Consider the following 23,221-nt stretch of genomic DNA (forward strand, 5'->3'; position numbering starts at 1 on the left):
GCACGGCGGGGCGTCCTCCTGACATGCCCCGCCGCTGGCGGCGACGCGGCTGGCGCTGGGGCCGCGCCCTGCTCCTGGTCCTGCTGATCCTGGCGGCGATTCCCCTCGGGCTGCTCTGGATCACCCTGCCCGGCTCGATGTCACGGCTGGAGGATCCGGCGCTTTCCGCCCCCATCGCCATCCAGTTCGACGCGGGTGGGATGCCCACCATCCGCGCCGCGACCGAGGCGGATGCCGCCTTCGCCATGGGCTGGCTGCACGCCCGCGACCGCATGTTCCAGATGGAGATGATGCGGCGCGGCGCCGAAGGCCGCCTCGCGGAGATCCTGGGCGAGCCCGCGCTGCGCGTGGACCGGATGAGCCGCACCCTCGGCCTCGCGCAGCGGGCGGAGGCCGATCTCGTCGCGCTGGACGCCGACACGCGCGACGTCCTGCAGCGCTACGCCGATGGGGTGAATGCCCGGATCGCCGAGCGAGGCCGCCTGATCGCGCCCGAGTTCCTCCTGCTCGGCGCGCCGGAGCCATGGCGGCCCATGCATACCCTGCTCTGGGCCAAGGTGATGGGGCTGTGGCTGTCGGGGAACTGGCGGACGGAGCTGGAGCGCGCCGCGCTCGCTGCGCGCCTGCCGGCGGAGCGTCTTTGGGATCTTTGGCCCGCCGACCGGACGGCGGGGCGTCCGGACATCGCCACCCTCCCCGGCGCCGCGCGCGCCCTGGCCGCGATCCCGGTCTTCGGCGTGGATGCGCCCCTGCCGGAGCGTGCCAGCAATGCCTGGGCGGTGGCGCGCGGCGCAGGCGGGGCTCCGCTGCTGGCGAGCGACCCGCATCTCGGCTACGGCGCGCCGGTCCTCTGGTATCTCGCGCGGATCGAGTTGCCCGACGACACGCGGCTGGGCGCCACCTCGCCTGGCGTGCCTTTCATGGTGATCGGCCGCAACCGCGACCTCGCCTGGGGCTTCACCACCACCCATTCCGACACGCAGGACGTTTTCCTTGGCGGCGCGGTGGTGCGCGAGCGCGAAGAGCTCATCCGCATCCGCGGCAGGCGGCAGGAGGTGCTGCGCGTGCGGGAAACGCAGCACGGGCCTGTCGTGGGCGAGGCGCCGCCGATGTCCGTCCGCATGGCGAATCTGGAGCCGGGCGACACCGCCGCCGCCGGCCTGCTCGCGCTGAACCGCGCGCGTGATCTCGCGGGCGCGCGCGCGGCGGCGGCGCTGATCTCCTCGCCGCCGCAGAACCTGATGGTGGCCGTGCGCGACGGCGGCATCGCCATGTTCCTCGTGGGACGCACGCCGCTGCGCACCTCCGGCCATGACGGCTCCGTGCCCTGGGACGGGCCGGGCTGGGAGGGGTTCGTGAACTTCGATGCCATGCCGCATCGCGAGAACCCGGCCAGCGGCGTGTTGGTGAATGCGAACAACAAGGTGCAGCCGGACGGGCACCCCGTCTTCCTGGGCCGCGAATGGTATGGCGACTGGCGCTTCCGCCGCATCCACGCGCTGCTGGCGGAAGATGCGCCGCAGGATATTTCGCGCATGGCGGCCATCCAGCGCGACGTCGTCTCCCTGCCGGCGCGCGAGGCCCTTTCCATGCTGAACGCCCTGCCACGCAGTGACGGAATGCTGGGCCGTGCCCAGGCGCTGCTGGCCGATTGGGACGGCACCATGGCGGCCGAACGGCCGGAACCCTTGATCTGGGCCGAGTTCAACCGCCGCTTCCGTGCGGCCGCCCTTCGCCGCACCGGCGTGCCCGACGCGCCTGCGGGAACCGAGTTCGGCCATTTCCTGCTGACCGCGCCGGAGGCGAGCTGGTGGTGCGGCGGCGATTGCCGTGCGTTGGCCGGCATCACCCTGGCCGAAGCGGTGATCGCGCTCCAGGCGGCGCATGGGCCGGACCCGGCATCCTGGCGGTGGGGCCAAGCCCATCTCGCGCGCTTCGAGCATCCGGTGCTGCGCTTCGTGCCGCTGCTGTCGCGCTGGACGCGGCTGGAAGCGCCGGTTGGCGGCGATGGCGACACGGTGCGGCGCGAGGCGGTGCGCGGCGACGGCTACATCTCGATGCATGGCGCAGGGTTGCGCTTCGTCGCCGACCTGTCCACTCCAGACGGCGCCTTCCTCGAGATCGCGACCGGGCAATCGGGACACCCGATGTCGCGCCACTGGGGCGACCGGCTGCGCAGCTGGGCGCGGTAGCGCCCTCTACCCTTTCAGGATCGCCTCCACGGCCTCCTGCACCGCCAGCGCCTCCTCCAGCGTCGCGAGTTCCGTCGCCTCGCCCCGGCGCAGCGAAGCGAGCTTGTCGAGCTGGCCGCGCAGGGTCAGGGGCCGCATCTCCGCATTGGGGCGCGCATCGGGCGCCTCGCGCCACTCGCCATCCACCAGGCGCTCGGCGATGGACCAGTCGCGCAGGCGCACTTCCCCATTCTCGCCCCGCACCACGAAGAGGTTATGGTCATCGGCCGGGGTGGTGCCGACGCTGCCCTGCAGCGTCACCGGAACCGGGCCAGCACAAAGCCGCGCGGCCACCGCCGTTTCCGACGCATCGCCCTCCGGATGCACCGCGCGCCCTTCGAGGAGGGTCAGCTTTCCGAAGAGCCGCCCGGCGAGGAACAGGAAATGCGATGCCACCTCCCGCGTGAAGCCGCCCTCCGCGCGGCCCGACAGCCAGGAGGCCGCCCCGCGCTGCCAGCTGCGCGGCCACGCGGCAAAGGCAACGAGGATGGAGACGGAGCGCACCTCGCCCACCTCCGGCAGCCACTCGCGAAGCTGCGCCACGGCAGGCGAGGAGGCCATGGGGAAGTTCACCGCCGCCGGATAGCTGGCCGCCCAGCGCACGAAGTCCCGCGAGGCCGCGACATCGTGGCTCAGCGGCTTTTCCAGCAGAAGCGCGCGCCCTGCCTCCAGCACCGCCTGCCCTTGCGGGATGTGCGCCCCGGGCGGCGATGCGACGTGCAGCGCGTCCGAGGCGGCGATCGCCTCCTCCATTGAGGCGCAGAACCGCGCTTCCGGCGCGATAGCGGCGAGGCGCGCTGCAGCGGAAGGGTCCGGATCCCAGGCGGCGGCGAGGCGCCAATCCTCATGCGCCACGGCAGCGCGCGCCAAGCGCTCACCCATGATGCCGAAGCCGATGATCCCGAGGTCATTCATCAAAAGGCAGTCCCACGTATTGTTCAGCCAGCGACCTGCGCGCCGCCTCGCTTCCGCACAGATATTCCAGCTCCGCCATCCGCACACGGTGCTCGAAGGGGTCGGCCACGCTGAAGCGGTGCAGCATCGCCGTCATCCACCAGGAGAAGCGCTGCCCCTTCCAGACGCGCGACAGGCAAGTGGCGCTGTAGCTGTCCATCAGGCGCTCGTCGCCCTCACGGAAGAAGGCGGTCAGCGCGCGGGCCAGCACGCGCACATCGGCCACGGCGAGGTTCATGCCCTTCGCCCCGGTGGGCGGGACGATGTGCGCGGCATCGCCCGCCAGGAACAGCCGCCCATGCCGCATCGGCTCCGCCACGAAGCTACGCATGGCCGTGATGCCCTTCTGGAGCACCGGGCCCTCGTTCACGCGGCCAAGCCGGGTGTGCAGCGCCTCCCAGATGCGCGAATCGGGCCAGTTGGCGACGTCGTCATCCGGGGCGCATTGCACGTAGAGGCGCGACAGCCGCTCGGAGCGCATGGTGGCCAGCGCGAAGCCTTCCTCGTGCCGCGCATAGATCAACTCATGCGAGATCGGCTTCGCCTCGGCGAGGATGCCGAGCCAGGCGAAGGGATAGACCCGCTCATAGAGGCGCATCACCTCGGGCGGCATGGCGGCGCGGGCGGGGCCGTGGGACCCGTCGCAGCCGGCGATCACGTCGCAACGCAGTTCCTGCGCCTGGCCCTCATGGGTGAAGGTGATGCGCGGCGTCTTGCTGGCGATGTCGTGCAGCGCGACATCCGACACCTCGAAGTGCAGCGGCCTTCCGGTTTCGAGCCGCGCCGCCACCATGTCCTTCACGGCTTCCTGCTGGCCATAGATGGTCACGCGCTTGCCGGTCAGGCCGAACAGGTCGATGCGCTGGTTGCGGCCCGCAAAGCGAAGCTCCAGCCCGTCATGCTTCAGACCCTCGCGGTGCAGGCGTTCGCCCAGCCCCGCTTCGGTCAGCGTGTCCACGCTGCCCTGTTCCAGCAGCCCGGCGCGGATGCGGGTCTCGATGTGGGCGCGGGACTGGCGCTCGAGGACCACGGAGTCGATCCCGGCGCGATGGAGGAGATGCGCGAGGAGCAGCCCGGCCGGTCCGGCCCCGATGATGCCCACCTGCGTCCGCACGAGTCCCTCCCCTGGCCGCCCTTGCGCCATTGGCGCAGATTGGGGCTTCCGGCAACAGGAGAAGCATCATGCGCCGCATCGACGTGATCTCGGACGCCATCTGCCCTTGGTGCTGGGTCGGCAAGCGCCACCTGGACGAGGCGCTGGAGACGCTGGGGCGGGAGGGATACGAGGTGCATTGGCGCCCCTTCCAGCTGAATCCCGACATGCCGGAGGAAGGGGTGGACCGGGCCGCCTATCGCGCGGCCAAGTTCGGCAGCGTGGAGCGGGGGCGGGAGCTGGATGCGCGCGTCGCCTCCATGGGTGCTGCGGCCGGGCTCGATTTCCGGCACGAGCTGATGACCCGCACCCCCAACACGATCAAGGCGCACCGGCTGATCCGCTTCGCCGCCGGGCCGCGCCAGCACGCGCTGGTGGAGGCGCTGTTCCGCGCCTATTTCGCTGAAGGGCAGGACATCGGCGATCCCGCCGTTCTGTCCGCCATCGCCGAGTCGCAGGGCATCGAGGGCGCGGCGGAGTTTCTGGCCGGCGACGCGCTGGATGCCGAGATCCGCGCCGAGGATGCCGGATTCCGCCGCCTGGGCATCTCGGGCGTGCCGAGCTTCGCCCTGGATGGGCAGGTCCTCTGGAGCGGGGCGATGCCCGCCGCGCAGATGGTGGAGGCGCTGCGCGCGGGCGCCTGAGCCCCCCTCCCTTCCGGCTCGCGGCAGGCCGGGCCTATGCTGTCCCGCCGGCACGTCTCCGTGGCCGGCGAGGATGCGTCTGAATGGATATCGGGCCGGCGAAGCCCAATCTGGAAGTGAAGCCGCGCCCGACACGGCGACGGATGCGCCTTCTCGGCGGCGCCCTTCTCGTGCTCGCCCTGCTCGGCGCCGGGGGGCACTGGCTGCATTGGCAGCTGACCCATGTGGTGCTGGACGATGCCCGTGTCGCCTCGGACATGGTGACGCTGGCGAGCCGCGTGCCGGGCTGGGTGGAGCGCGTGCCGGTGACGGCGGGCGACCGCGTCCCGCGCGGCGCCCTCCTGGTCCAGGTGGATGCGCGGGATGCGACGCTCGCCATGGAGGAGCTGGAGGCGCGGCTCGCGGGGCTGGAGGCGCGGCGCGCGGAGCTGGAGGCGCGGCGCACCATGGTCGGGATGCAGAATGTCAGCCAACGCGCCGCCGCCGCCGCGCGGCTGGATGCCGCCCGCGCTGCCCTTCCCGCCGCCGAGGCGGAACACGCCTTCGCCGAAGCCGAGCATGCGCGGGCCGAAAGGCTGATCGCGTCGGGCACCGGGACGCGGCAGCGCGTGGAGCAGCTGCGCGCCCTGGCCGACCAGTCGCGGCAGCGCGTCATCGGCGCAGGCGCCGAGATCCGCAATGCCGAGGCGCTACTGACCGCGGTCGAGGCGGCGGCCGAGGAGCTGCGGGTGATCGAGCGCCAGTTGGACGCCCTCCTCCCGCAATCGCGCGAGGTGGCGGCATCGCGTGACCGCGCCGCGCTGGACCAGCGCGACCGCACGCTGCGCATGCCCTTCGATGGCGTGGTGGACCGCATCTTCGTGGACCCGGGTGAATACGTCCTGGCCGGGCAGCGCATCATCCTGGTCCACTCGCCGGAGGAGATCCGCATCGAGGCCAATGTGAAGGAGACGGATGTGCGCTTCTTCCGCCCCGGAAAGCCCGTACGGGTCACGGTGGATGCCTGGCCGGGCCAAGCCTTCCCCGCCGTGGTGGATCGCGTGATCGAGGCAGCCACGAGCGAGTTCGCCCTGCTGCCCAGCCCGAATCCGAGCGGCAACTTCACCCGCATCACCCAGCGCCTGCCGGTCCGCATCCGCCTGGACCCGCCGCCGCCGCCCGGAATGCTGCGCCCCGGCATGCTGGTGCGGGTGGAGGCCGAGGCACGTGAATAGCGGCGGGCCTTCCGTCGCGGAGCTCTTCGCCCGCTACGGGCCGGCCTATCGCTGGTGGGTGACGCTGGCGGCGCTGACCGGCACCGTGTCCTGCATCCTGTCCTCCACCATCGTCGTCGTCGCGCAGCCAGACATCGTCGGCGCGCTGGGAATGGGGCATGAGGAGGGCCAGCTTCTCGCCACCGGGTTCCTCGCGGCCAATACCGGCTTCATGCTGCTGAATGCCTGGGCGGTGGAGCGCTTCGGCTTCCGCATCACCTATGTCGCCTCCATCTCGATCTTCGTGCTCGCCTCGGTCGCGGCGGGGGTGACCAACAGCGCTTCGGTGATGGTGCTGGCGCGGGTGGCGCAGGGCGCCTCGGCCGGTCTGCTCCAGCCGCTGTCAATGCAGGTGATCTTCCTGGTCTTTCCGCCGGAGCGGCGCGGAACGGCGATGGGCCTTTTCTCCTTCGGCGTGGTGATGGCTCCCGCCATGGGGCCGGCGGCGGGCGGTCTGCTGGTGGATGCCTTCTCCTGGCACGCCGTGTTCTTTCTCTGCCTGCCCACCGCCTTGCTGGGGCTGCTGCTCGGACTCGTCTTCATGCCCGGGCGGGCAAGCGCTTCCGACCGCCGCTTCGATCTGCCCGGCGCGGCGCTGCTGGCGCTGGCGATCGGGCTGCTGCTCGCCGGGCTGACCAATGGCCAGCACCATGGCTGGGAATCGGACACGGTGCGGCTGCAACTCGTCGGCGCCGCCCTCGCCACTGTCGGCTTCGTCGGCTGGCAGGCGGTGACGCCCGCGCCACTGATGAACCTCGCCGTGTTCCGGCACGGGGGCTTCGTCGCGGCGGCGATGGTGGCCTTCATCTACGGCGCGGCGATGTTCGCCTCGACCTACCTGCTGCCGCTGCTGGTGCAGCTCGTGCAGGGATACACGCCGACGCGCTCGGGGATGATCCTCATGCCCGGCGGGCTCGTGGTTGCCTTCGTGTTCCTGTTCGCGGGGCGGATGGCGGATTGGCTGCCGCCCTGGATCCCGATCTGCCTGGGCCTGGCGATCTTCGCCGCCTCCTCCGCCCTCATGGGAGGTGTTGGGACGGATACGCCGTTCTGGACCCTGGCCTTCTGGATCCTGCTGGGGCGAATCGGGCTCGGCCTCGCCATGCCCAACATGAATGTGGGCGCGATGCGTGCCCTGCCCGCCGCGCTGCTGGCGCAGGGGGCGGGGGCGATCAACTTCTTCCGCATGCTGGGCGGGGCCTTCGGCACCAATCTCCTCGCCGTGCATCTGGAGCGCCGCACCGCCCATCACGCCGAGGCGCTGAACGCGCGGCTGGAGGGCGGCGCGGCGGTGTTGGATGCGCGACGGCTGCTGGAGAACCTCTACGCCCAGGGTGGGCTGCCGGAGGTGATCCGCCGCGACGCGGCGCATGACTTTCTCACGCGGATGGTGGAGGCGCAGGGGCTGATGCTCGGCTTCCGCGACGCCTTCATCGTGACGGGGATGCTCTGCCTCCTCGCCATCCTGCCGGGGCTGACGCTGCGGCAGAAGCCGCCCGGCGCTGCCCTCAGACCCGCCCCCGCATCCCGGCCAGGGTAACGGCCAGGCGGTCGAGCGTCCCGCGCCGCACCAGGATGCCGCGTGCGAGGCGGCGCAGGTCCCGCCGCGCCAGGACCAGGGGCAGCGCGGCCGCCACCGCGCCGCGCGGCAGCGCCGCCAGATCCGGCTCGGGCGGGGCCTCCGCCGCCAGGGCGCGAACCGCGTCGCGCGCGCGCCCGGGGTCGGCGATGACGGAGCCCGCATCCACCCGGTCCGCCGGCAGGAGGCAGCGCCCCTGCGCCGAATGGGCCGACAAGGCGCGCAGCACCCCCGCAAGGCCGTAGAGCATCCCCGCGCGCTGCAATCCCGGAAGCAGCTCTGGTGGCGCGCCCAGGGCGCGGCCCAGCGCGACCGCAAAGCCGCCCGCCGTGCCGGACAGGTAGGCGTGGAAGGCGCCGGTGGAGGCGAAGCCTTCCTCCTCCGCCTCGGCCTCGCGCGCCTCGACCATGGCGAGGAGGTCGTCGCGGCGCAGCGCGCCCTCCGCGATGGCCTCGTGCAGGGGCTCCGCCACCTCGTGCCGGCGCGGGGCGTCGGCTTCCAGCACCTCCCGCCACCAGGTCAGGCGCATCAGCGCGACGAGGGGCTTGTCCGTCACCTCCCGCGCCCGAGCCAACTCGTGGTTGAAGGCGATCAGCGCGAAGGCGGCCTCGCGCCGCTCCGGCGGGGTCCAGAGGGCGCACAGGAAACGGTCGGGGTCGTGCGCGCGGGCGATGGCGCCCACCGCGCTGAGATCGGGCATGATAGCGATGTGACGTCTCAGGCGCGGGGATGCAATCGGTTGACGGGGCCGCCTGCCCTGCTTAGCTGCCGGAAGGTCCACAAAGGAGACACGTCCCATGGCCTTCTCGCTGCCCCCGCTTCCCTACTCCACCTCGGCCCTGGCCGAGCGCGGCATGTGCCAGGAGACGCTGGAGCTCCATCACGGCAAGCACCACAACGCCTATGTCACGGCGCTGAACGGCCTCGTCGAGAGCAAGAACCTCCAGGGCAAGACGCTGGAGCAGATCGTGGCCGATGCCGGCAAGCAGGGCGCCGACGGGCTGCCCGTGCTGAACCAGGCCGGCCAGCATTGGAACCACATCCTGTTCTGGCAGGTGATGAGCCCGAATGGCGGCGGCGACTCGCTGCCGGGCAAGCTGTCCTCCGCGATCAATGACAGCTTCGGCGGCCTCGCGCAGTTCAAGGAAGCCTTCAAGCAGGCCGGCGTGACGCAGTTCGGTTCGGGCTGGGCGTGGCTGATCATGAAGGGCGACGGCAAGCTGGCCGTGACCAAGACGCCCAACGGCGCCAACCCGATCTCCACCGGCGAGGGCACGCCCATCCTCGGCGTGGATGTGTGGGAGCACGCCTACTACCTCGACTTCCGCAACGTGCGTCCGAACTACCTCGACAACTTCCTCAACAAGCTCGTCGCCTGGGATGTGGTGGAGAGCCTGATGGAGAAGGGCGGGCTGCAGAGCGGCCAGTCGGCCTGACGTTCAGCCTCTGAACGTCTGATGGGGCCGCGGCGGGGAATCCCCCGCCGCGGCCCTTCGCGTTTCAGGCGGGTGCGCCGTCCTTCGACGGGACGCGGTGCACGAAGCAGAGCTTGTTGCCCTCCGGGTCGCGCACATAGGCGGCGTAGAAATCGCCGTATTGCGGGCGGGGGCCGGGCGGTCCCTCGCAGCTTCCGCCATGGGCCAGCGCCGCCGCGTGCGCCGCGTGGACGGCATCGGTATCGGCGGCGAGGAAGGCCGTCATGGTCCCATTGCCGGGCGCCGCAGCCTCCCCGTTCTGCGGGCGGCAGAGCCAGAAGGTCTGCATGTCGCCCTTCGCCTTGAACCCGGCCCAGCCGGCATCCGGCCATTCCTGGAAGCAGCGAATGCCCAGTGGCGCCAGGGCGGCATCGTAGAACGCCTTGGCCTTGGCGTAGTCGTTGGCGCCGATCGTCGCGTGGCTGAACATCAGAACCTGCGATTGTCGCCGGGCCGCAGCCGGATGCCGGGGCGCAGCGCGGTGAAGGGCAGAGTCGCCGGATCCGCCACCACCGGGCCGGGCGCGGCGGCGACCAGCACCGCCTCGGCGATGGGCTGGAAATGCGCGCGGAAATGCACGGAGGATTTCAGGGCCAGGATGCGCTGCTCCGCCGGATCCAGGCCAAGCTGCTTGAAGATCGCCTGGTCGTGCGCCTGCATCTTGCGCGACACCACGACGATCCGCACCCCATCCACGCGCAGCAGCGCCGAGGGGCCGAGATCCGCCGGGTTCCCCTTGCCCATCGGGCCTTCCAGGATGAAGCGGCCATTGCTCAGCTTCTCCACCACGCCGGTCACGGTCAGCGGCGCGCCGTCGCTCTTGCCGCCGAGGGTGAGCGTCACCGTCGCCCCCTCCCCGGCCGCGTGGCAGGCGGCGGCGGCCTCGGCGTCGTTCATCGGCGCCAGCGCCACGCCCTGCGCGCCCTGGCGCAGCAGCTCGGCGAGGAGGCCGGTGGTGTCGCCATGGCCGCCGCCACCCGGATTGTCCTGCGTGTCGGCGATGACGATGGGGCGGCCATTGCCAGCGCGGCGCATCGCCTCCGCAACCGCCTCCGGCGCTTCCATCACGCCGCCGGAGAATTCGCCCTCGCGCGAGGCGATCTCGCGCACCAGCGCATCCGCGGCTTGGTCCGCCGCCTCTTGCGTGTCGGCCCAGGCGGCGATGGCCTGGCCGCAGCCGGGGAAATCCGCGTAGGGGAAGCCGAAGCAATAGGCGAGTTCGGCGACGCCGCCCGCCAATTTCTCGCGCGCTTCCATCACGCCGAGCATGGGCGCGACCATGGTGCACTGGCTGGTGATGGGGATGAGGAAATCCATCTCGCGGAAGGCCATGGCCCAAGGACCGCCGCGCGCGATGCGTTCGATCAGCAGGCGCATGGCGCGCGCGCCGACCGCGCGCATGTCCACGTGCGGATAGGTGCGGTACGGCACCACCACGTCGGCCGTCTCGCACATGGCGCGCGTCATGTTGCCATGCGGGTCCAGCGTGACGGCGATGGGCACGTCGGTCCCGACGATGGCGCGGACGCGGCGGATGACCTCGCCCTCCGCGTCGGGGAAGTCGTCGCTCACCATCGCGCCATGCAGGTCGAGGAACACACCGTCCACCGGCATGGCGTCGGAGAGGGCGGCGCAGATCAGCGCCGAGATGCGCTCGAAGGCCTCGCGCGTCACCGGGCCGGCAGGCATGGCGAAGCACCAGGCCAGCGGGACGGTGTCGTGGTCCTTCGCCTCCTCCATCGCCGCGCCGGCGCAGGTGGAGGTGCCGCGCAGCGTCTGCCGCATCGCCTCGCCCCGGCACAGGGCGGGCAGCCCGCCTGGGTGCTGGAAATCCTCCCAGCGCGTCGGGCGCGGGGCGAAGGAATGGCTTTCGTGAAGGAATCCGGCGACGGCGATCCGCATTCAGAAGGGCTCCTGGCTGTTCGCGGCGTCCAGCACCGCATCGGCGAGGACGAGCAGGCCTGCTTCCGCCCATTCGGGCGTCATGCTCTCGGCCTCGTTGTGGGAAAGACCGCCATGGCACGGCACGAAGACCATGGCGGTGGGCACGCGGCGCGCGACATAGACGGCGTCGTGGCCGATAGCGGTGGGCATGTCGCGGGCCGGGATGCCCCGGCGCGCGGCCGCCTCGCGCACGAAGCCGCAGAGCCGCGCATCGAAGCCCTGGCCGGGCGAGTGCCAGAAATCCCGCACCTCCACGCCCACGCGGCGCGCGGCGGCAAGCTCGGCAGCGCGGGCACGCAGCTCGGCGCCCATCGCCTCAAGCACCGCTTCGTCGCCATGGCGCGTGTCCACGCTGAACCAGACGCGCTCGGGGGCGACGTTGCGGCTGTCGGGATAGGCGCGGACGATGCCGACCGTGCCGCGCCCGCCATGGCGCAGCGCGACCTCCTCCACCGCCGCCATCAGCGGCGCGGCGGCCATCAGCGCGTCGCGCCGCCCTCCCATGCGGGAGCCTCCATGCGCGGCCTCGCCGGTCACCTCCACCTCGTACCAGCGCTGGGCGAGGGCGTGGGTGACGGTGCCGACCATCAGCCCGTCGCGTTCAAGCTCCGGCCCCTGTTCGATGTGCAGTTCCAGATAGGCGCCCATCTCGGGCAGCGTATCCCTGCCCTTCCAGCCGATGCGCGACAGTTCCGCGCCGAAGCGCTTGCCGTCGGCATCCGTCGTGTCGAGCACCTGCTCCGGTGTGAAGACGCCCATGGCCGCGCCGCTGCCCTGCATGGGCGGCGAGAAGCGCGCCCCCTCCTCGTTGGTCCAGTTCACGAGGAGGAGCGGCGCCTCGGTCTCGGCTCCCGCCTCGGCCAGGGCGCGCATGATCTCCAGCCCCGCGAGCACGCCGAGCACCCCGTCGTATTTCCCGCCCGTGGGCTGCGTATCGAGGTGGGAGCCGAAGGCGATGGGCCGCCGCGACGCGTCGCGCCCGGGGCGGAGAAAGCCCATGTTGCCGAACCGGTCGAGGAGGAGGCGGCAGCCCAGCGCTTCCGCCCGTTCCTGCAGCCAAGCGCGGCCCTCGGCATCGGCGTCGGTCAGGGTCTGCCGGTTGCAGCCGCCGCGCGGCGTGGCGCCGATGCGCGCGATGTCGTGCAGATCCGCCCACAGGCGGGCGCCGGAGAGGGGGAGGTTAGATCCGCTCGACACCGCACCACTCCGCGAGGGAAAGAGCCAGGGTGCGCGTGATGCCGTGGATGCTCTCGATGCCCACGTTCTCGTCGATGCCGTGGATGTCCACCGCATCCGGGCCGAACACCGCGCAGGGCGTGTCCTGGTAGAGGACGAAGTGTCGCCCGTCTGTCAGCCCGGTCGCCGGGTAGTCGCGCAGCGTGCTGCCCGTCGCCTCGGCATAGGAGCGGAAGGCGAGCTGCGCGATCTCCGTGTCCTTCGGGAACTCGCAAGGGTCCGCCATGAAGCCGCGGAAGGCGAGTTCCACCTTGGCACCGCGCAGCGAATCCTGCGCGGCAGCCTCCGCCACCAGCCTCTCGATGTCGGCTTTCACCTGCCGCGCGGTGTTGCCGAGCATCACGCCGACGCGCATGCCGATGCGGCAGCGCGTGGCGACGCTGCTGTTCCACTCGCCGCCTTCCACAGTGCCAAAATTGACGTTGACCGGGTGGTTCAGGCCCCGGAATGCGGCGTGGATGCGCTCGCCGCGATTCTGTTCCGCCTCGTAGGACTTGAAGGCGGAGGCGATGGCGTTCGCGGCCTCGATGGCATTCACGCCGGCCTGCATGTCGCGCACATGGGCTGGGCGCCCGCTCACCGTCACCCAGGCCCAGACCACGCCGACCTCGGCCGTGTAGTAGCCATCCAGGCCGGGTCCGGGCTCGGGGATGATGACCGCGTCGGTCTTGGGCATCGCGGCCATGCAGGCCAGCGCGCCGTTGCCGGTGCATTCCTCCTCGATCACCGCATGCATCTGCAGCTCGGCCGCGGGTTGCAGCCCGGCCCGGCGCAGCGCCTCGAAGGCCATGCAGTAGGAGACGATGCCCGCCTTCATGTCGCCCGCGCCGCGGCCATAGACGCGGCCGTCGCGGATCGCCGGCTCATAGGGCGGCGTGGCCCACATGTCGGCCGCACCTTCCGGCACCACGTCCACATGGCCCTGGAGGGTGAGCGAGCGGCCGCGCTTCTCACGCGGGGTGTGAACCGCTACCACGTTGTCGCGACCCGCGTAATCCACCAGCGGCGGCGACCAGCCGGGATGGGAGGAGAGCGTCTCAGGCACGGTCGGGATGCGGCGCGGCTCGAGGCCGAGATGGCGGTAGAGCCGCTCCATCTCTGCCAGGGCACCCTGCTCCTTTCCCAGGGTGGAGGGGTGGCGCACCAGGCGGAACAGCCAGTCCAGCGTCTCCCCTTGCAGCGCGTCGCAGGATTCGAGGATGGCGCGCCGCGCGCCAGGGTCCAGCTTGATCATCGCCGAGCATGGCAACATCGGGCGGGCCGGTTGTCGAGGGGGCGTGGCACCCCCAGGATGGGTGCATGAAGGTGTTCGACCATCCGGCCGAGTCTCGCCACGCGCCGCAATTCTTCCTGATGCGCGGCCGTCTGCGCCCCAATTTCGAGGTCCCGGCCCGCGCCGCCGCGCTGCGCGAGGGGCTGCGCGCCCTGCGCCTCTCCGCCGAGGCGCCCGAGCCGGCCTCGCGCGAGGCGATGCGGTCCGTGCACGGCGCCGCCTATCTCGACTTCCTGGAGGATGCGGCGCGCGACTGGGTGGCGTTGCCCGAGGCAGGGCCGGAGGTGGTGCCGAACATCCACCCGACGCCGGAGATGCTGGCGCAATCCTCCCGCTCCAATGGCCACGTCATCGCCCGCGCCGGGGCGCACACCGCCGACAATGCCTGCCCCATCGGCCCCGGCACCTTCGAGGCCGCCGCCGCCGCGGCGGGCTGCGCTCTGGCGGCGGCGGACCACGTCGCGGCATCCGGCGGCGCGGCCTATGCGCTGTGCCGCCCGCCCGGCCACCACGCTTACGCGACACGGGCCGGCGGGCATTGCTACGTCAACAACGCCGCCCTCGCCGCGCAGCGCCTGCGCGACAAGGGTGCCGCGCGCGTCGCCGTGCTGGACATCGACAGCCATCACGGCAACGGCACGCAGGGCATCTTCTGGGATCGCGGCGACGTGCTGACGGTCAGCGTCCATGGCGATCCGGGCCGCTACTATCCCTGGTATGTCGGCTTCGCGGAGGAACGGGGCGGCGGCGACGGCGCGGGCGCGAACCTCAACCTGCCCCTCGCCTTCGGCAGCGACGACGCCACCTGGCTCGCCGCGCTGGAGGATGGGATGGCGGCAGTCCGCACGTTCCGTCCCGACGCGCTGGTTCTCTCCCTCGGCTTCGACGCCAGCAAGGACGAGCCGCTGAACGCCCTCGCCGTCACCGAGGACGGCTTCGCCCGCGCGGGCGAGGCGGTGGCGTCGCTGCGCTTGCCCACGGCGATCTGCCAGGAAGGCGGCTACAACACCGACATTCTCGGCCAGCTTCTGGCCCGTTTCCTTGGAGGCTTCGGCGCGTGATCCTCGACACCCACGTGGACATAAGGTGGCCGGAGCCGCCTGACTGGACCTGCGAATCCGGCATGTGCGTGGACCTGCCGCGGATGCGCGCCGGCGGCGTGGCCGGCACGGTCTTCATCGCCTTCGTGCCGCAGGGACCGCGCGACTTCGCCTCGCTCCGCGCAGCGCAGGAGCGGGCCGTGGCGATGCTGGAGCACATCCGCGCGCGCGCCGACGGCGCCACCACGCATTTCTGCGCGACGCCGACGGAGTTCGAGGCGGCGATGCGGGCCGGCATTCCCGCCGTGCTCAGCGCGGTGGAGAACGGCCATGCGATGGGGCACGATCTGGGCTTGATCGCGAAATGGCGGGGCCTGGGTGCGATCTACCTGACGGTCACCCATGACGGCCACAACGCCCTGGCCGACGCCGCCAAGCCCAAGCCGCATCTCGGCGATGGGCCGAGCGAGCATGGCGGGCTTTCGGCCCTGGGCCGCGCCGCGATCCGCGAGATGAATCGCGTCGGACTCATGGTGGATTGCTCGCACGTCTCCAAGGCCGGGATGATGCAGGCGGCGGAGCTGTCGCGCGTGCCGGTGGCGGTGACACACACGGCCTGCGCCGCGCTCCACCCGCATCCGCGCAACGTGGATGACGAGCAGCTGGACATGATCCGCGAAGTGTGCGGCATCGCGCAGGTGACGGCGGTGGCGAGCTTCCTGCGCCCCACTGGGCCGGACGGAACCTCTCCTTCCACGGTGGAGGACGTGGCCGATCACGTGGAGCACGCGGTGCGGCGCATCGGCATCGAGCATGTCGGCATCTCCTCCGACTTCGATGGCGGCGGCGGCGTCTCCGGCTGGATGCATGCGGGTGAGATGCAGAACGTCTCTGCTGCGCTGCGCGCGCGCGGCTATGGCGAGCGCGAATTGGCGCTGCTGTGGTCGGGCAATTTCCTGCGCGTCTGGCGGCAGGTGCTGCGAGGTGCGGGCGCCTAGAGCACGTTCCGCTCGAGCTGATTCGCGAAAGTGCTTCCCCGGCGCGGGGGTGATCTGATTCACCCTTTCTGCTGAGCAGAGGTGGCAGGCATGGCGAAGAGCTTGTCGGAGGATCTGCGGATCCAGGTGATCGGCGCGGTGGATGGGGGCCTGTCTCGCCATGCGGCCGCCAGGCGGTTCGGGGTTGCAGCGGCCCCCATTATCGACCGGACACCCGGCGTAGCCCGGAGGACCTAGGCGCACGCCTATGTCGAAGCCCCTCGAACGCGTTGAAATCATCACCGGCCGCGAGCGCCGCCGGCGCTATTCTGCCGAGGAAAAGGTCCGGCTGGTGGAGGAGACGACCCGGCCCGGCAGAACGGCCGGGCTTTCCTGGCCTATGTCGAGCAGGTGCTGGTGCCGACGCTGCAGCCCGGGGACCCCGTGATCATGGACAATCTGCCGGCGCACAAACCCCGCGGCGTGCGCGAGGCCATCGAGCGTGCGGGCGCGGTGCTGCGCTTCCTGCCGCCCTACTCGCCTGACTTCAACCCAGTCGAGAACGCCTTCGCCAAGCTCAAGGCGCTGCTGCGCAAGGCCGCTGCCCGCACGGTCGAAGACCTCTGGGATGCCATCCGCGACGCACTGCCCGCCTTCACGCCAGGCGAGTGCGCCGACTACTTCACCGCCACCGGATACGAGCCCGAATGAACGGATTCTGCTCTAGTCGCCGTTCGCGACGCTGCCCTCGCGCCGCGGGTCGCTGCCGCCGAGGGCGCGGCCGCGCTGCGTGCGGATGATGTTGAGGCCGGAGTTCATCTCGCGCAGCTCCACCGGCAGGCCGCGCGCCACCAGCGCGGGGGCGAGGCCGGCGGCGGCGGTGCCCTGCTCCAGCTCCACCGTGGCGTTCAGCGCGCCGATATGCGGCAGGCTGGCGACGGCCTGCGGCTCCATGTTCCAGTCGAGAAGCGCCACCAGCGCCTGCGCCACGTAGCCCAGGATGCGCGCCCCGCCGGGCGATCCCACCACCGCCTCCAGCTGCCCATCGCGGAACACCATCACCGGCGACATGGAAGAGCGCGGGCGCTTCCCGCCCTCCACCCGGTTCGCCACAAGGCGACCATTCACTTCCGGCTGGAAGGAGAAATCGGTCAGCTGATTGTTCAGGATGAAGCCGCGCACCACGAGCCGCGCGCCGAACAGCCCCTCTACCGTGGTGGTGATGCTGACCGCGTTGCCTTCGCCATCGAGGATGCTGATGTGGCTCGTCCCACCCTCGGGCTGCGGCGGCTGGCTGGCAAGGGCGCCGGGACCGCGGCGCGGATTGCCGGCCCGCGGCGCGGGCTGGGCGCGATCCGGCGAGATGGGCTGCGCGCGCGGCGTGACATAGGCAGGGTCGAGCAGCCCGGCCACCGGCACCGGCACGAAATCCAGATCGGCCAGGAACATGTTGCGGTCGGCGAAGGCCGTGCGTCCGGCCTCGCCCAGCAGCATCGCGGCATCCACCCCGGCAGGATCCAGGGAGGCGAGGTCGAAATGCTCCAGCAGCGCCAGGATCTGCAGCACCACCACGCCGCCTGAGGGCGGCGGTGCGGCGCAGAGCGTCCAGACGCGATAAGGGCGGCAGATCGGCGCGACGCGGCGCGCCTCGTATCCCGCGAGGTCGTCTGCCGTCATCAGCCCGGGATTGGCGTTGTGGCCGCGCACGGCGCGCACGATGTCCGCCGCCACCGGCCCGCCATGCAGCGCATCCGCCCCGCCCTCGGCGATGAGGCGCAGCGTCGCGGCCAGGGCGGGATTGCGGAGCAGATCGCCCTCCTCCGGCGGCTGTCCGTCACGCGGCAGGAACAGGGCGCGTGCAGCCGGGTCGCGCGCCAGGGTCGGCGCCGCTGCCGCGATGTCGCTCACAAGGCGCGCGGAGACCGGGAACCCCTCCTCGGCGAGGCGGATGGCCGGGGCGAAGAGCGCGGCCCAGGGCAGCTTGCCGTGGATGCGATGCGCTGCCTCCAGCGCACGCAGCGCGCCGGGCACGCCGACCGAACGCCCACCCGCCACCGCGTCGAGGAAAGGCATGGGCTGCCCGTTGCGCAGGAACAGATCACCCCGCGCTGCGGCCGGCGCCGTCTCGCGTCCGTTCCAGGCCGAGATCTCGCGCCCCGCTGCGTTCCAGTGCAGCAGGAACAGCCCGCCACCGATGCCCGAGGATTGCGGCTCCACCAGTGTCAGCACGGCCTGGATGGCGACCGCGGCATCCACCGCAGATCCGCCCTCACGCAGCATGGCCATGCCCGCCTCGGTCGCCAGCGGGTGCGGCGAGGCGATGACAGGCCTCGTCTGCGCGCCCGCGACGAGCGGACACAGGAGCAGCACGGCGAGGAGGAGTAAACGCATCCCCCGCGCTTAGACTGGAAATGATAGGAAGGTCACGCGCGGCGAGACGTTCGTCGCCGATAGGACAAGGCCTCCGCCACATGGGCACGCCCCACCGTGGCGCTCGCGGCGAGGTTGGCGACGGTGCGGGACACGCGCTGCCCCCGCGTGAAGCCGCGCGCCGACAGGCCCAGCCGCTCCGCCGCCTGTTCCAGCAGCGTGCGTGCCTCCGGCTCCATTGCCAGCGTGTCTTCCAGCGCCGCGCCCTCGGCGGCCGCGTTGTGGCGCGGGCCATCGGCGCCGTAGCGGTCGCGTTGGCGCTCGCGCGCCGCCCGGATGCGCGCCGCCACCGCTTCGCTCGGCTCGCCGCGCGAGGCGCGGGACAGCTCGGCAGGCGGGACGGCCTGCACCTCCACCGCGAGGTCGAGACGGTCGAGCAGAGGGCCGGAAATCCGCTCCGCATAGTCGTCGCCCCAGCGCGGGGCGCGGGCGCATTCGCGTCCCGGCTCGCCCAGATGGCCGCAGCGGCAGGGGTTCATGGCCGCGACAAGCTGGAAGCGGGCGGGGAAGGTGACGTGGGCGTTGGCGCGGGCGGTCACCGCGCGGCCGCTTTCCAGCGGCTGGCGCAGCGCCTCCAGCGCCGGGCGTGGGAATTCCGGCCATTCGTCCAGAAACAGCACGCCGTGATGGGCGAGGCTGATCTCGCCGGGCTTGCCGCGCGCCCCGCCGTCGATCAGCGCTGCTTGGCTCGCCGAATGATGCGGCTCGCGGAAGGGCGGGCGGGTGAGAAGCCGCCCGTCGCGCAGCAGGCCGGCGACGGAGTGGACCATGGAGAGTTCCAGCGCCTCGCGCGGGGAAAGCTCGGGAAGCAGGCCAGGCAGGCGCGCAGCCAACATGGACTTCCCCGCGCCAGGAGGGCCGATGAGCAGGAGATTGTGCCCACCGGCCGCCGCGATCTCCAGCGCACGCTTCGCCGTTTCCTGGCCCTTCACCTCTGACAGGCAGGGGAAGCGCGACTCCTCCGGCACCAGCGGCGGAGGCGCGGGCGGGCCGAGAAGCTGCGTTCCCTTGAAGTGATTGAGCAAGGCGGGCAGCCCATCCGGCGCCAGCACTTGGCCACGCGTCGCCCAGGCGGCTTCCCCGCCCTGGGCCGCGGGGCAGATCAGCCCCAGTCCGCGCGACGCCGCACCGAGGGCGGCCGGCAGCACGCCGGGGACGGGCAGCAGCGCCGCGTCCAGCGACAACTCGCCCAGCGCCGCGAAGCCCGCCATCTCCTCCGGCGGCAGCACCTCCATCGCCGTCAGCAGCGCCAGGGCGATGGGCAGGTCGTAATGCGAGCCTTCCTTGGCGAGGTCTGCGGGGGCGAGGTTCACCAGGACGCGCTTCGCCGGCAGGGCGAGGCCGAGGGAGGAGAGTGCGGCGCGCACCCGCTCCCGGCTTTCCCCCACCGCCTTGTCGGCGAGGCCCACCACCAGGAAGGCGGGCAGCCCGGCGGAAAGCTGGACCTGCACCTCGACCGGCACGGCCTCGATCCCGCTGAACGCGAAGGAGGTGACGCGGGCGAGGCTCATTCGGAAGGCAGGAAGATCAGCGGCAGGACAGGATGCGGATGTCGTAGACCGGGTGTTCCAGCATGTTCAGCGCCGGGTTCTCGGCGAACATCCAGCCGCGAAACACCGGGATGCTTTCGTTGCCCGAGCGCTTGTCCGTGATCTCCATCCAGGCCGCCGCGTCCGGCACCTCGTCGGCGGGGCGGCCCTGGCAGGAGCGGACAAGGATGGTGAGCGTGCCGAAGGGCACCGGCTCGTTCACACGTGCAGTGAGCACGGTGACGCGGGCATTCACCTTGTCCAGCGCCTGGATCTCGGCGGTGCGGCGCTGCACCCATTCCTGCGCGCCCGCCGGCAGGGCGAGCAGCAACGCGAGGAGCAAGAGGATCCGCTTCACGGCGTGCGCAGCCCGTCCACGAGCTCATGGAGGATGCGACGCATTGCGGCCTCGTCCACGCCCATCAGCAACGCATCCTCGAAGGCGTCCTGCAGCACCTGCGCCGCCTCCGCGTGGTTTTCCGCCAGCACCTTCAGCTTCTCCCGACAGGAAACGGGCTCACCGTCCTTGCCGGGCCAAGTGGTGGGGGGCTGCGTGCTCACTGCGCGTTCGTCCCGCCATTCTGCCCGCCCGAGTTCATCTGCGTGACGGAGAAGATGAAGCGGCCCAGGAGGCTTTCCAGCGACACGCTGCCCTGCGTCTCCGTGATGCGCCCCCCGTCGGCCAGAAGCCGCTCGCTGCCGCCCGGCACGATGGAGAGATACTTGCCGCCGAGGAGGCCCTCGGAGGTGATTTCGGCGGAGGAATCGGTGGGCAGGCGGATCTCGCTGCCGACTCGGAACGTCACCTCGGCCCTGAAGGTCTCGGGGTTGATGCGCAGACCGGTGATGCTGCCCACCCGGACCCCCGCGATGCGGACATCCGCACCGGAGGCGAGGCCGTCCACGCGGTCGAACTCCGCCGCCAGCTCGGTGCCGCCCGTCTGCGGCGTCCGGCCGCCATGAAGCATGGCATAGGCCAGGAAGCCCCCCGCCACGACGAGCACCAGAAAGCCGGCGAGAAGCTCGGCCAGGGAACGGCCCTTCATGGGCGTCAGCTTCCCGGCGTCCACGCCTCGTAATCGCCGCCGGTGGGGCGGCGCTGCCCGCCGGCATAGTCGTGTCCCTTGGGACGATAGGCGAGCGGCGTGCCGGTCAGGTTCACCTGATGCGGCTTCAGCCAGGGATAGTTCGGGCGCGCGATCGGTGCCGCCGTCAGGTGGTGCAGCCAGGCATGCCACTCGGGCGGCACGCTGCTGCTGTCGAGGCCCTTGGCATAGACCGCGAAGCGCCGGGTGCGGTTGTAGGTCGGCACCACGCGACGGCTCTCGTAATAGACGTTGCCCTGCTCGTCGGTGCCGATCTTGCGGCCGAAGAGGCGGGCGGTCAGGAGTTCGAGGGCGGACATGGGCGCGGATATGGCACGCCGCGCGATGCGCCGGAAGGGAGGCGCGTTATCCACAAGATGTTGTGGGAAGATGCGATGCTTCCCACAGCATCCGGCTTCCTTCGGGCCTCTCGCGTGTTATCCTCCCTGTCATGGCGCGATACAACGGAACCTTGTGGGAAGGCCTGGCGCTGCGGCGCCTTCGACTGGGCGCGGACCCGGATGCCCCACCTCGCCCCGTCGCACTTCCCGCCGCCTGGGAGGAGGAGGCCGCCACCGCCCTCGCCGCCCTGGCACCCGGCGAGGGGCCGGTCTCCCTGCCCCGCCTCGTCGAGGCCTGGATCGCCAAGGCCCTGGCGCGCGGCCGCAAGGCCGGCGTGGTGGGCGAGGCAGAGGCTTCGCGACTCGCGGAAGGCTGGCGCGCCTTGCTGCTGACGCGCCGCGGCGCGCCCGGCACCGAGGTGTGGCGCGGCGACACCAAGGCCGAGGCGCGCTTCGTCCTCAGCCTGCCCGCCTTCCTGGAGCCTGAAGGCGGACTCGACCTCGAAGGCCTCGCCGAGGCGGCGCGACTCGGGATGCGCTTCCTGGATGCGTGGTCGGGCGGCCGATCCACCAAGCTGCGACTCGGCTTCGCGGATCTCGCGGGCCTCCTTGCCGGTCTGAACCTCCCCTACGACTCGGAGGCGGCGCGCGACACCGCCGCTGCCCTCGCCGCCCTGCTGCGCGGCGCGGCGGAGGCCGAGAGCGGCGCCATGGCCGCGCATCTGGGCGCACGCGAACCCGTGGCCCTGCTCTGGCCTGAGCCACCGGCGGTCACCCCCGTTCCCGGCCTCGCCGCCGCCGCCCGCACGGCGCTGGATGCCGCCGCGGCCTCGCCCGGGCTGCGCCATGGGGGCGTGCTGGCCCTTTCCCCCGCCGATGCCGTGGAGGCGCTGCTGGGCGCCGAGGTGGCCGGGCTCGCCCCCGCGCCGGGCGCCACCCGCGCCGTGTCCACCGAGTCGGGCGTGGTGGAGGTGCCGACCCGCGCCGCCCGCCGCCTACCCGAGTCGCGCGTCGCCGTCCTTCTCGCCCCCGCCGGCCCCGGCGCGCGGCGGTTGATGGCCGATGCGGTCACGCCCTTCCTTTGCGCCGCCCCGCCGCAGCCCGTCGCAGCCCCGGCGGCGCCCCGCCCGGCCGTAGCGCCGCGCCCGGCGCTGCGCCGGCAATCCGGCCAGGTGCTGCACGTCACGATCGGTGGGCATCGCGTGGCACTCCGCACGACGGAGGAGAATGGCCAGCTGCGGGAGATCGCCTTCTCCCTGGCAAAGGAAGGCGCGGCCTATCGCTCGCTGATGGACCATTTCGCCCAGGCCGTCTCGACGGGGCTGCAGCGCGGCGTGCCGCTCTCCGACTATGTGGAGCAGTTCGCCTATACCCGCTTCGGCCCCGCCGGAGTGGTGGAGGGGGATCCCGATATCCCACGCGCCACCTCCGTGCTGGACTGGGCCTTCCGGCGCCTTGCCCTCGACCATCTCGGCGGGGCGCTGCCCCAGCCGGAGGCGGAGGACGTGGCTCCCGGGTCCATGGCGCGGCCCGCCGAGCAGGCGCCGCTGCTTCCCCTTGACCTGCCGGTGGCGGAGCGCCGGCGCAACCTCAAGCTGGTGGGCTGAAGCATGGGCGCCGAAGCGCGATTGAAGGAACTCGGCCTTTCCCTGCCGGAACCGGCGGCACCGGTCGCGAACTACATCCCCTTCGCCCGCACGGGAAACATCGTCTTCGTCTCCGGCCAAGTGCCTCGCGTGGACGGCAAGCTCTGGCCCATCGGCCAACTGGGCGGAGAGGTCTCGCTGGAGGACGGAAAAAAGGCCGCCGAGATCTGCATGCTGGCCATCCTGGCCCATGCCAAGGTGGCAGCGGGGGGCGACCTCGATCGCGTGCGGGTGCTCAAGCTGGTCGGGTTCGTGAACTCCGCCCCTGGCTTCGGCGACCAGCCGGCGGTGGTGAACGGCGCCTCGGACTGCGCCGTGGCGGTGCTGGGTGAGAAGGGACGCCACGCGCGTTCCGCCGTCGGCGTGGCCGCCCTGCCGGGCAATGTCGCCGTCGAGGTCGAGGCGATGCTGGAACTGGGCTGAAAGCCGCC

The 23,221-nt window shown here is 71.7% G+C and carries 22 protein-coding genes and 1 pseudogene; 10 read left to right on the forward strand and 13 right to left on the reverse strand.

What is annotated here, in order from left to right; all coding sequences use genetic code 11:
- Positions 1–23 precede the first annotated feature (23 nt).
- Positions 24–2,192: a penicillin acylase family protein gene (locus JTJ31_RS04075; RefSeq protein WP_207537348.1), complete on the forward strand. Its 2,169-nt coding sequence runs from the start codon at positions 24–26 to the stop codon at positions 2,190–2,192.
- Positions 2,193–2,198: 6 nt separating this feature from the next.
- Here the strand turns inward: JTJ31_RS04075 and JTJ31_RS04080 are convergent, their stop codons facing one another.
- Positions 2,199–3,146 (reverse strand): Gfo/Idh/MocA family protein, encoded by a 948-nt coding sequence (locus JTJ31_RS04080; protein WP_207537349.1) that lies wholly within the window; start codon positions 3,144–3,146, stop codon positions 2,199–2,201.
- Positions 3,139–4,299 (reverse strand): 4-hydroxybenzoate 3-monooxygenase, encoded by a 1,161-nt coding sequence (gene pobA, locus JTJ31_RS04085; RefSeq protein WP_328805663.1) that lies wholly within the window; start codon positions 4,297–4,299, stop codon positions 3,139–3,141. The genes JTJ31_RS04080 and pobA overlap by 8 nt, the downstream gene beginning before the upstream one ends.
- A gap of 68 nt (positions 4,300–4,367) precedes the next feature.
- On the opposite strand from pobA, the gene JTJ31_RS04090 reads away from it, so the two are divergent.
- The 3 genes from JTJ31_RS04090 (at position 4,368) to JTJ31_RS04100 (ending at position 7,775) form a co-directional block, all read left to right on the forward strand.
- Positions 4,368–4,982, forward strand: a complete 615-nt coding sequence (locus JTJ31_RS04090; RefSeq protein ID WP_207537351.1) for a DsbA family oxidoreductase — start codon at positions 4,368–4,370, stop codon at positions 4,980–4,982.
- Positions 4,983–5,065: 83 nt separating this feature from the next.
- A complete protein-coding gene (locus JTJ31_RS04095; protein WP_207537352.1) occupies positions 5,066–6,196 on the forward strand; it encodes an HlyD family secretion protein in 1,131 nt (376 codons plus the stop codon).
- A complete protein-coding gene (locus JTJ31_RS04100; protein ID WP_207537353.1) occupies positions 6,189–7,775 on the forward strand; it encodes a DHA2 family efflux MFS transporter permease subunit in 1,587 nt (528 codons plus the stop codon). Before JTJ31_RS04095 ends, JTJ31_RS04100 begins: the two co-directional genes overlap by 8 nt.
- On the opposite strand, the gene JTJ31_RS04105 is transcribed toward JTJ31_RS04100, so the two are convergent.
- Complete coding sequence (locus JTJ31_RS04105; protein ID WP_207537354.1) at positions 7,744–8,514, reverse strand: squalene/phytoene synthase family protein; 771 nt, start codon at positions 8,512–8,514, stop codon at positions 7,744–7,746. The two genes, JTJ31_RS04100 and JTJ31_RS04105, sit on opposite strands and share 32 nt — an antisense overlap.
- Positions 8,515–8,611: 97 nt before the next feature.
- Here JTJ31_RS04105 and JTJ31_RS04110 point away from each other — a divergent pair, with 97 nt between their 5' ends.
- Positions 8,612–9,250, forward strand: coding sequence for a superoxide dismutase (locus JTJ31_RS04110; protein WP_207537355.1), 639 nt, complete (start codon positions 8,612–8,614; stop codon positions 9,248–9,250).
- A gap of 64 nt (positions 9,251–9,314) precedes the next feature.
- Here the strand turns inward: JTJ31_RS04110 and JTJ31_RS04115 are convergent, their stop codons facing one another.
- From JTJ31_RS04115 to JTJ31_RS04130, 4 genes are read right to left on the reverse strand one after another with little or no spacing between them, the layout of a single operon-like run.
- Entirely contained in the window at positions 9,315–9,719 is a 405-nt protein-coding gene (locus tag JTJ31_RS04115; RefSeq protein WP_207537356.1) for a VOC family protein, read from the reverse strand.
- Positions 9,719–11,191: a M81 family metallopeptidase gene (locus JTJ31_RS04120; protein WP_207537357.1), complete on the reverse strand. Its 1,473-nt coding sequence runs from the start codon at positions 11,189–11,191 to the stop codon at positions 9,719–9,721. The genes JTJ31_RS04115 and JTJ31_RS04120 overlap by 1 nt, the downstream gene beginning before the upstream one ends.
- Positions 11,192–12,430 (reverse strand): Zn-dependent hydrolase, encoded by a 1,239-nt coding sequence (locus JTJ31_RS04125; RefSeq protein WP_328805664.1) that lies wholly within the window; start codon positions 12,428–12,430, stop codon positions 11,192–11,194.
- The gene (locus JTJ31_RS04130; RefSeq protein WP_207537359.1) at positions 12,414–13,703 is read right to left on the reverse strand and encodes an ArgE/DapE family deacylase; all 1,290 of its coding nucleotides are present in this window, start codon (positions 13,701–13,703) and stop codon (positions 12,414–12,416) included. Before JTJ31_RS04130 ends, JTJ31_RS04125 begins: the two co-directional genes overlap by 17 nt.
- A gap of 65 nt (positions 13,704–13,768) precedes the next feature.
- Between JTJ31_RS04130 and JTJ31_RS04135 the strand changes: the two genes are divergently transcribed.
- From JTJ31_RS04135 to JTJ31_RS04145, 3 genes and pseudogenes are all read left to right on the forward strand, one after another.
- A complete protein-coding gene (locus JTJ31_RS04135) occupies positions 13,769–14,803 on the forward strand; it encodes a histone deacetylase family protein (protein ID WP_207537360.1) in 1,035 nt (344 codons plus the stop codon).
- Entirely contained in the window at positions 14,800–15,780 is a 981-nt protein-coding gene (locus tag JTJ31_RS04140) for a dipeptidase (RefSeq protein WP_328805665.1), read from the forward strand. Before JTJ31_RS04135 ends, JTJ31_RS04140 begins: the two co-directional genes overlap by 4 nt.
- A gap of 357 nt (positions 15,781–16,137) precedes the next feature.
- A pseudogene (locus JTJ31_RS04145) lies at positions 16,138–16,470 on the forward strand (transposase); the annotation flags it as partial.
- A 12-nt stretch (positions 16,471–16,482) separates the two neighbouring features.
- On the opposite strand, the gene ggt reads toward JTJ31_RS04145, so the two are convergent.
- Genes ggt through JTJ31_RS04175 form a run of 6 tightly spaced genes read right to left on the reverse strand, consistent with a single transcriptional unit; the run spans position 16,483 to position 21,123 of the window.
- On the reverse strand, positions 16,483–18,150 hold the full coding sequence (gene ggt, locus JTJ31_RS04150) for a gamma-glutamyltransferase (protein WP_207537361.1): 1,668 nt from the start codon (positions 18,148–18,150) through the stop codon (positions 16,483–16,485).
- Between the two features lie 32 nt (positions 18,151–18,182).
- Positions 18,183–19,700: a YifB family Mg chelatase-like AAA ATPase gene (locus JTJ31_RS04155; protein WP_207537362.1), complete on the reverse strand. Its 1,518-nt coding sequence runs from the start codon at positions 19,698–19,700 to the stop codon at positions 18,183–18,185.
- A gap of 16 nt (positions 19,701–19,716) precedes the next feature.
- Positions 19,717–20,076, reverse strand: a complete 360-nt coding sequence (locus JTJ31_RS04160; protein WP_207537363.1) for a DUF2155 domain-containing protein — start codon at positions 20,074–20,076, stop codon at positions 19,717–19,719.
- A complete protein-coding gene (locus JTJ31_RS04165; RefSeq protein WP_207537364.1) occupies positions 20,073–20,279 on the reverse strand; it encodes a hypothetical protein in 207 nt (68 codons plus the stop codon). Before JTJ31_RS04165 ends, JTJ31_RS04160 begins: the two co-directional genes overlap by 4 nt.
- Positions 20,276–20,764 (reverse strand): outer membrane lipid asymmetry maintenance protein MlaD, encoded by a 489-nt coding sequence (gene mlaD, locus JTJ31_RS04170; RefSeq protein ID WP_207537365.1) that lies wholly within the window; start codon positions 20,762–20,764, stop codon positions 20,276–20,278. Before mlaD ends, JTJ31_RS04165 begins: the two co-directional genes overlap by 4 nt.
- Positions 20,765–20,769: 5 nt before the next feature.
- Positions 20,770–21,123 (reverse strand): NADH-ubiquinone oxidoreductase subunit NDUFA12 family protein, encoded by a 354-nt coding sequence (locus tag JTJ31_RS04175; protein ID WP_207537366.1) that lies wholly within the window; start codon positions 21,121–21,123, stop codon positions 20,770–20,772.
- Positions 21,124–21,254: 131 nt separating this feature from the next.
- Here JTJ31_RS04175 and JTJ31_RS04180 point away from each other — a divergent pair, with 131 nt between their 5' ends.
- Both JTJ31_RS04180 and JTJ31_RS04185 read left to right on the forward strand, forming a co-directional pair.
- A complete protein-coding gene (locus JTJ31_RS04180; protein WP_207537367.1) occupies positions 21,255–22,751 on the forward strand; it encodes a TSCPD domain-containing protein in 1,497 nt (498 codons plus the stop codon).
- 3 nt (positions 22,752–22,754) lie between these two features.
- Positions 22,755–23,213, forward strand: coding sequence for a RidA family protein (locus JTJ31_RS04185; protein WP_207537368.1), 459 nt, complete (start codon positions 22,755–22,757; stop codon positions 23,211–23,213).
- The last annotated feature ends 8 nt before the right edge of the window (positions 23,214–23,221 follow it).

It is taken from the genome of Sabulicella rubraurantiaca (genome assembly GCF_017355885.1).
Lineage (GTDB): Bacteria > Pseudomonadota > Alphaproteobacteria > Acetobacterales > Acetobacteraceae > Roseococcus > Roseococcus rubraurantiacus.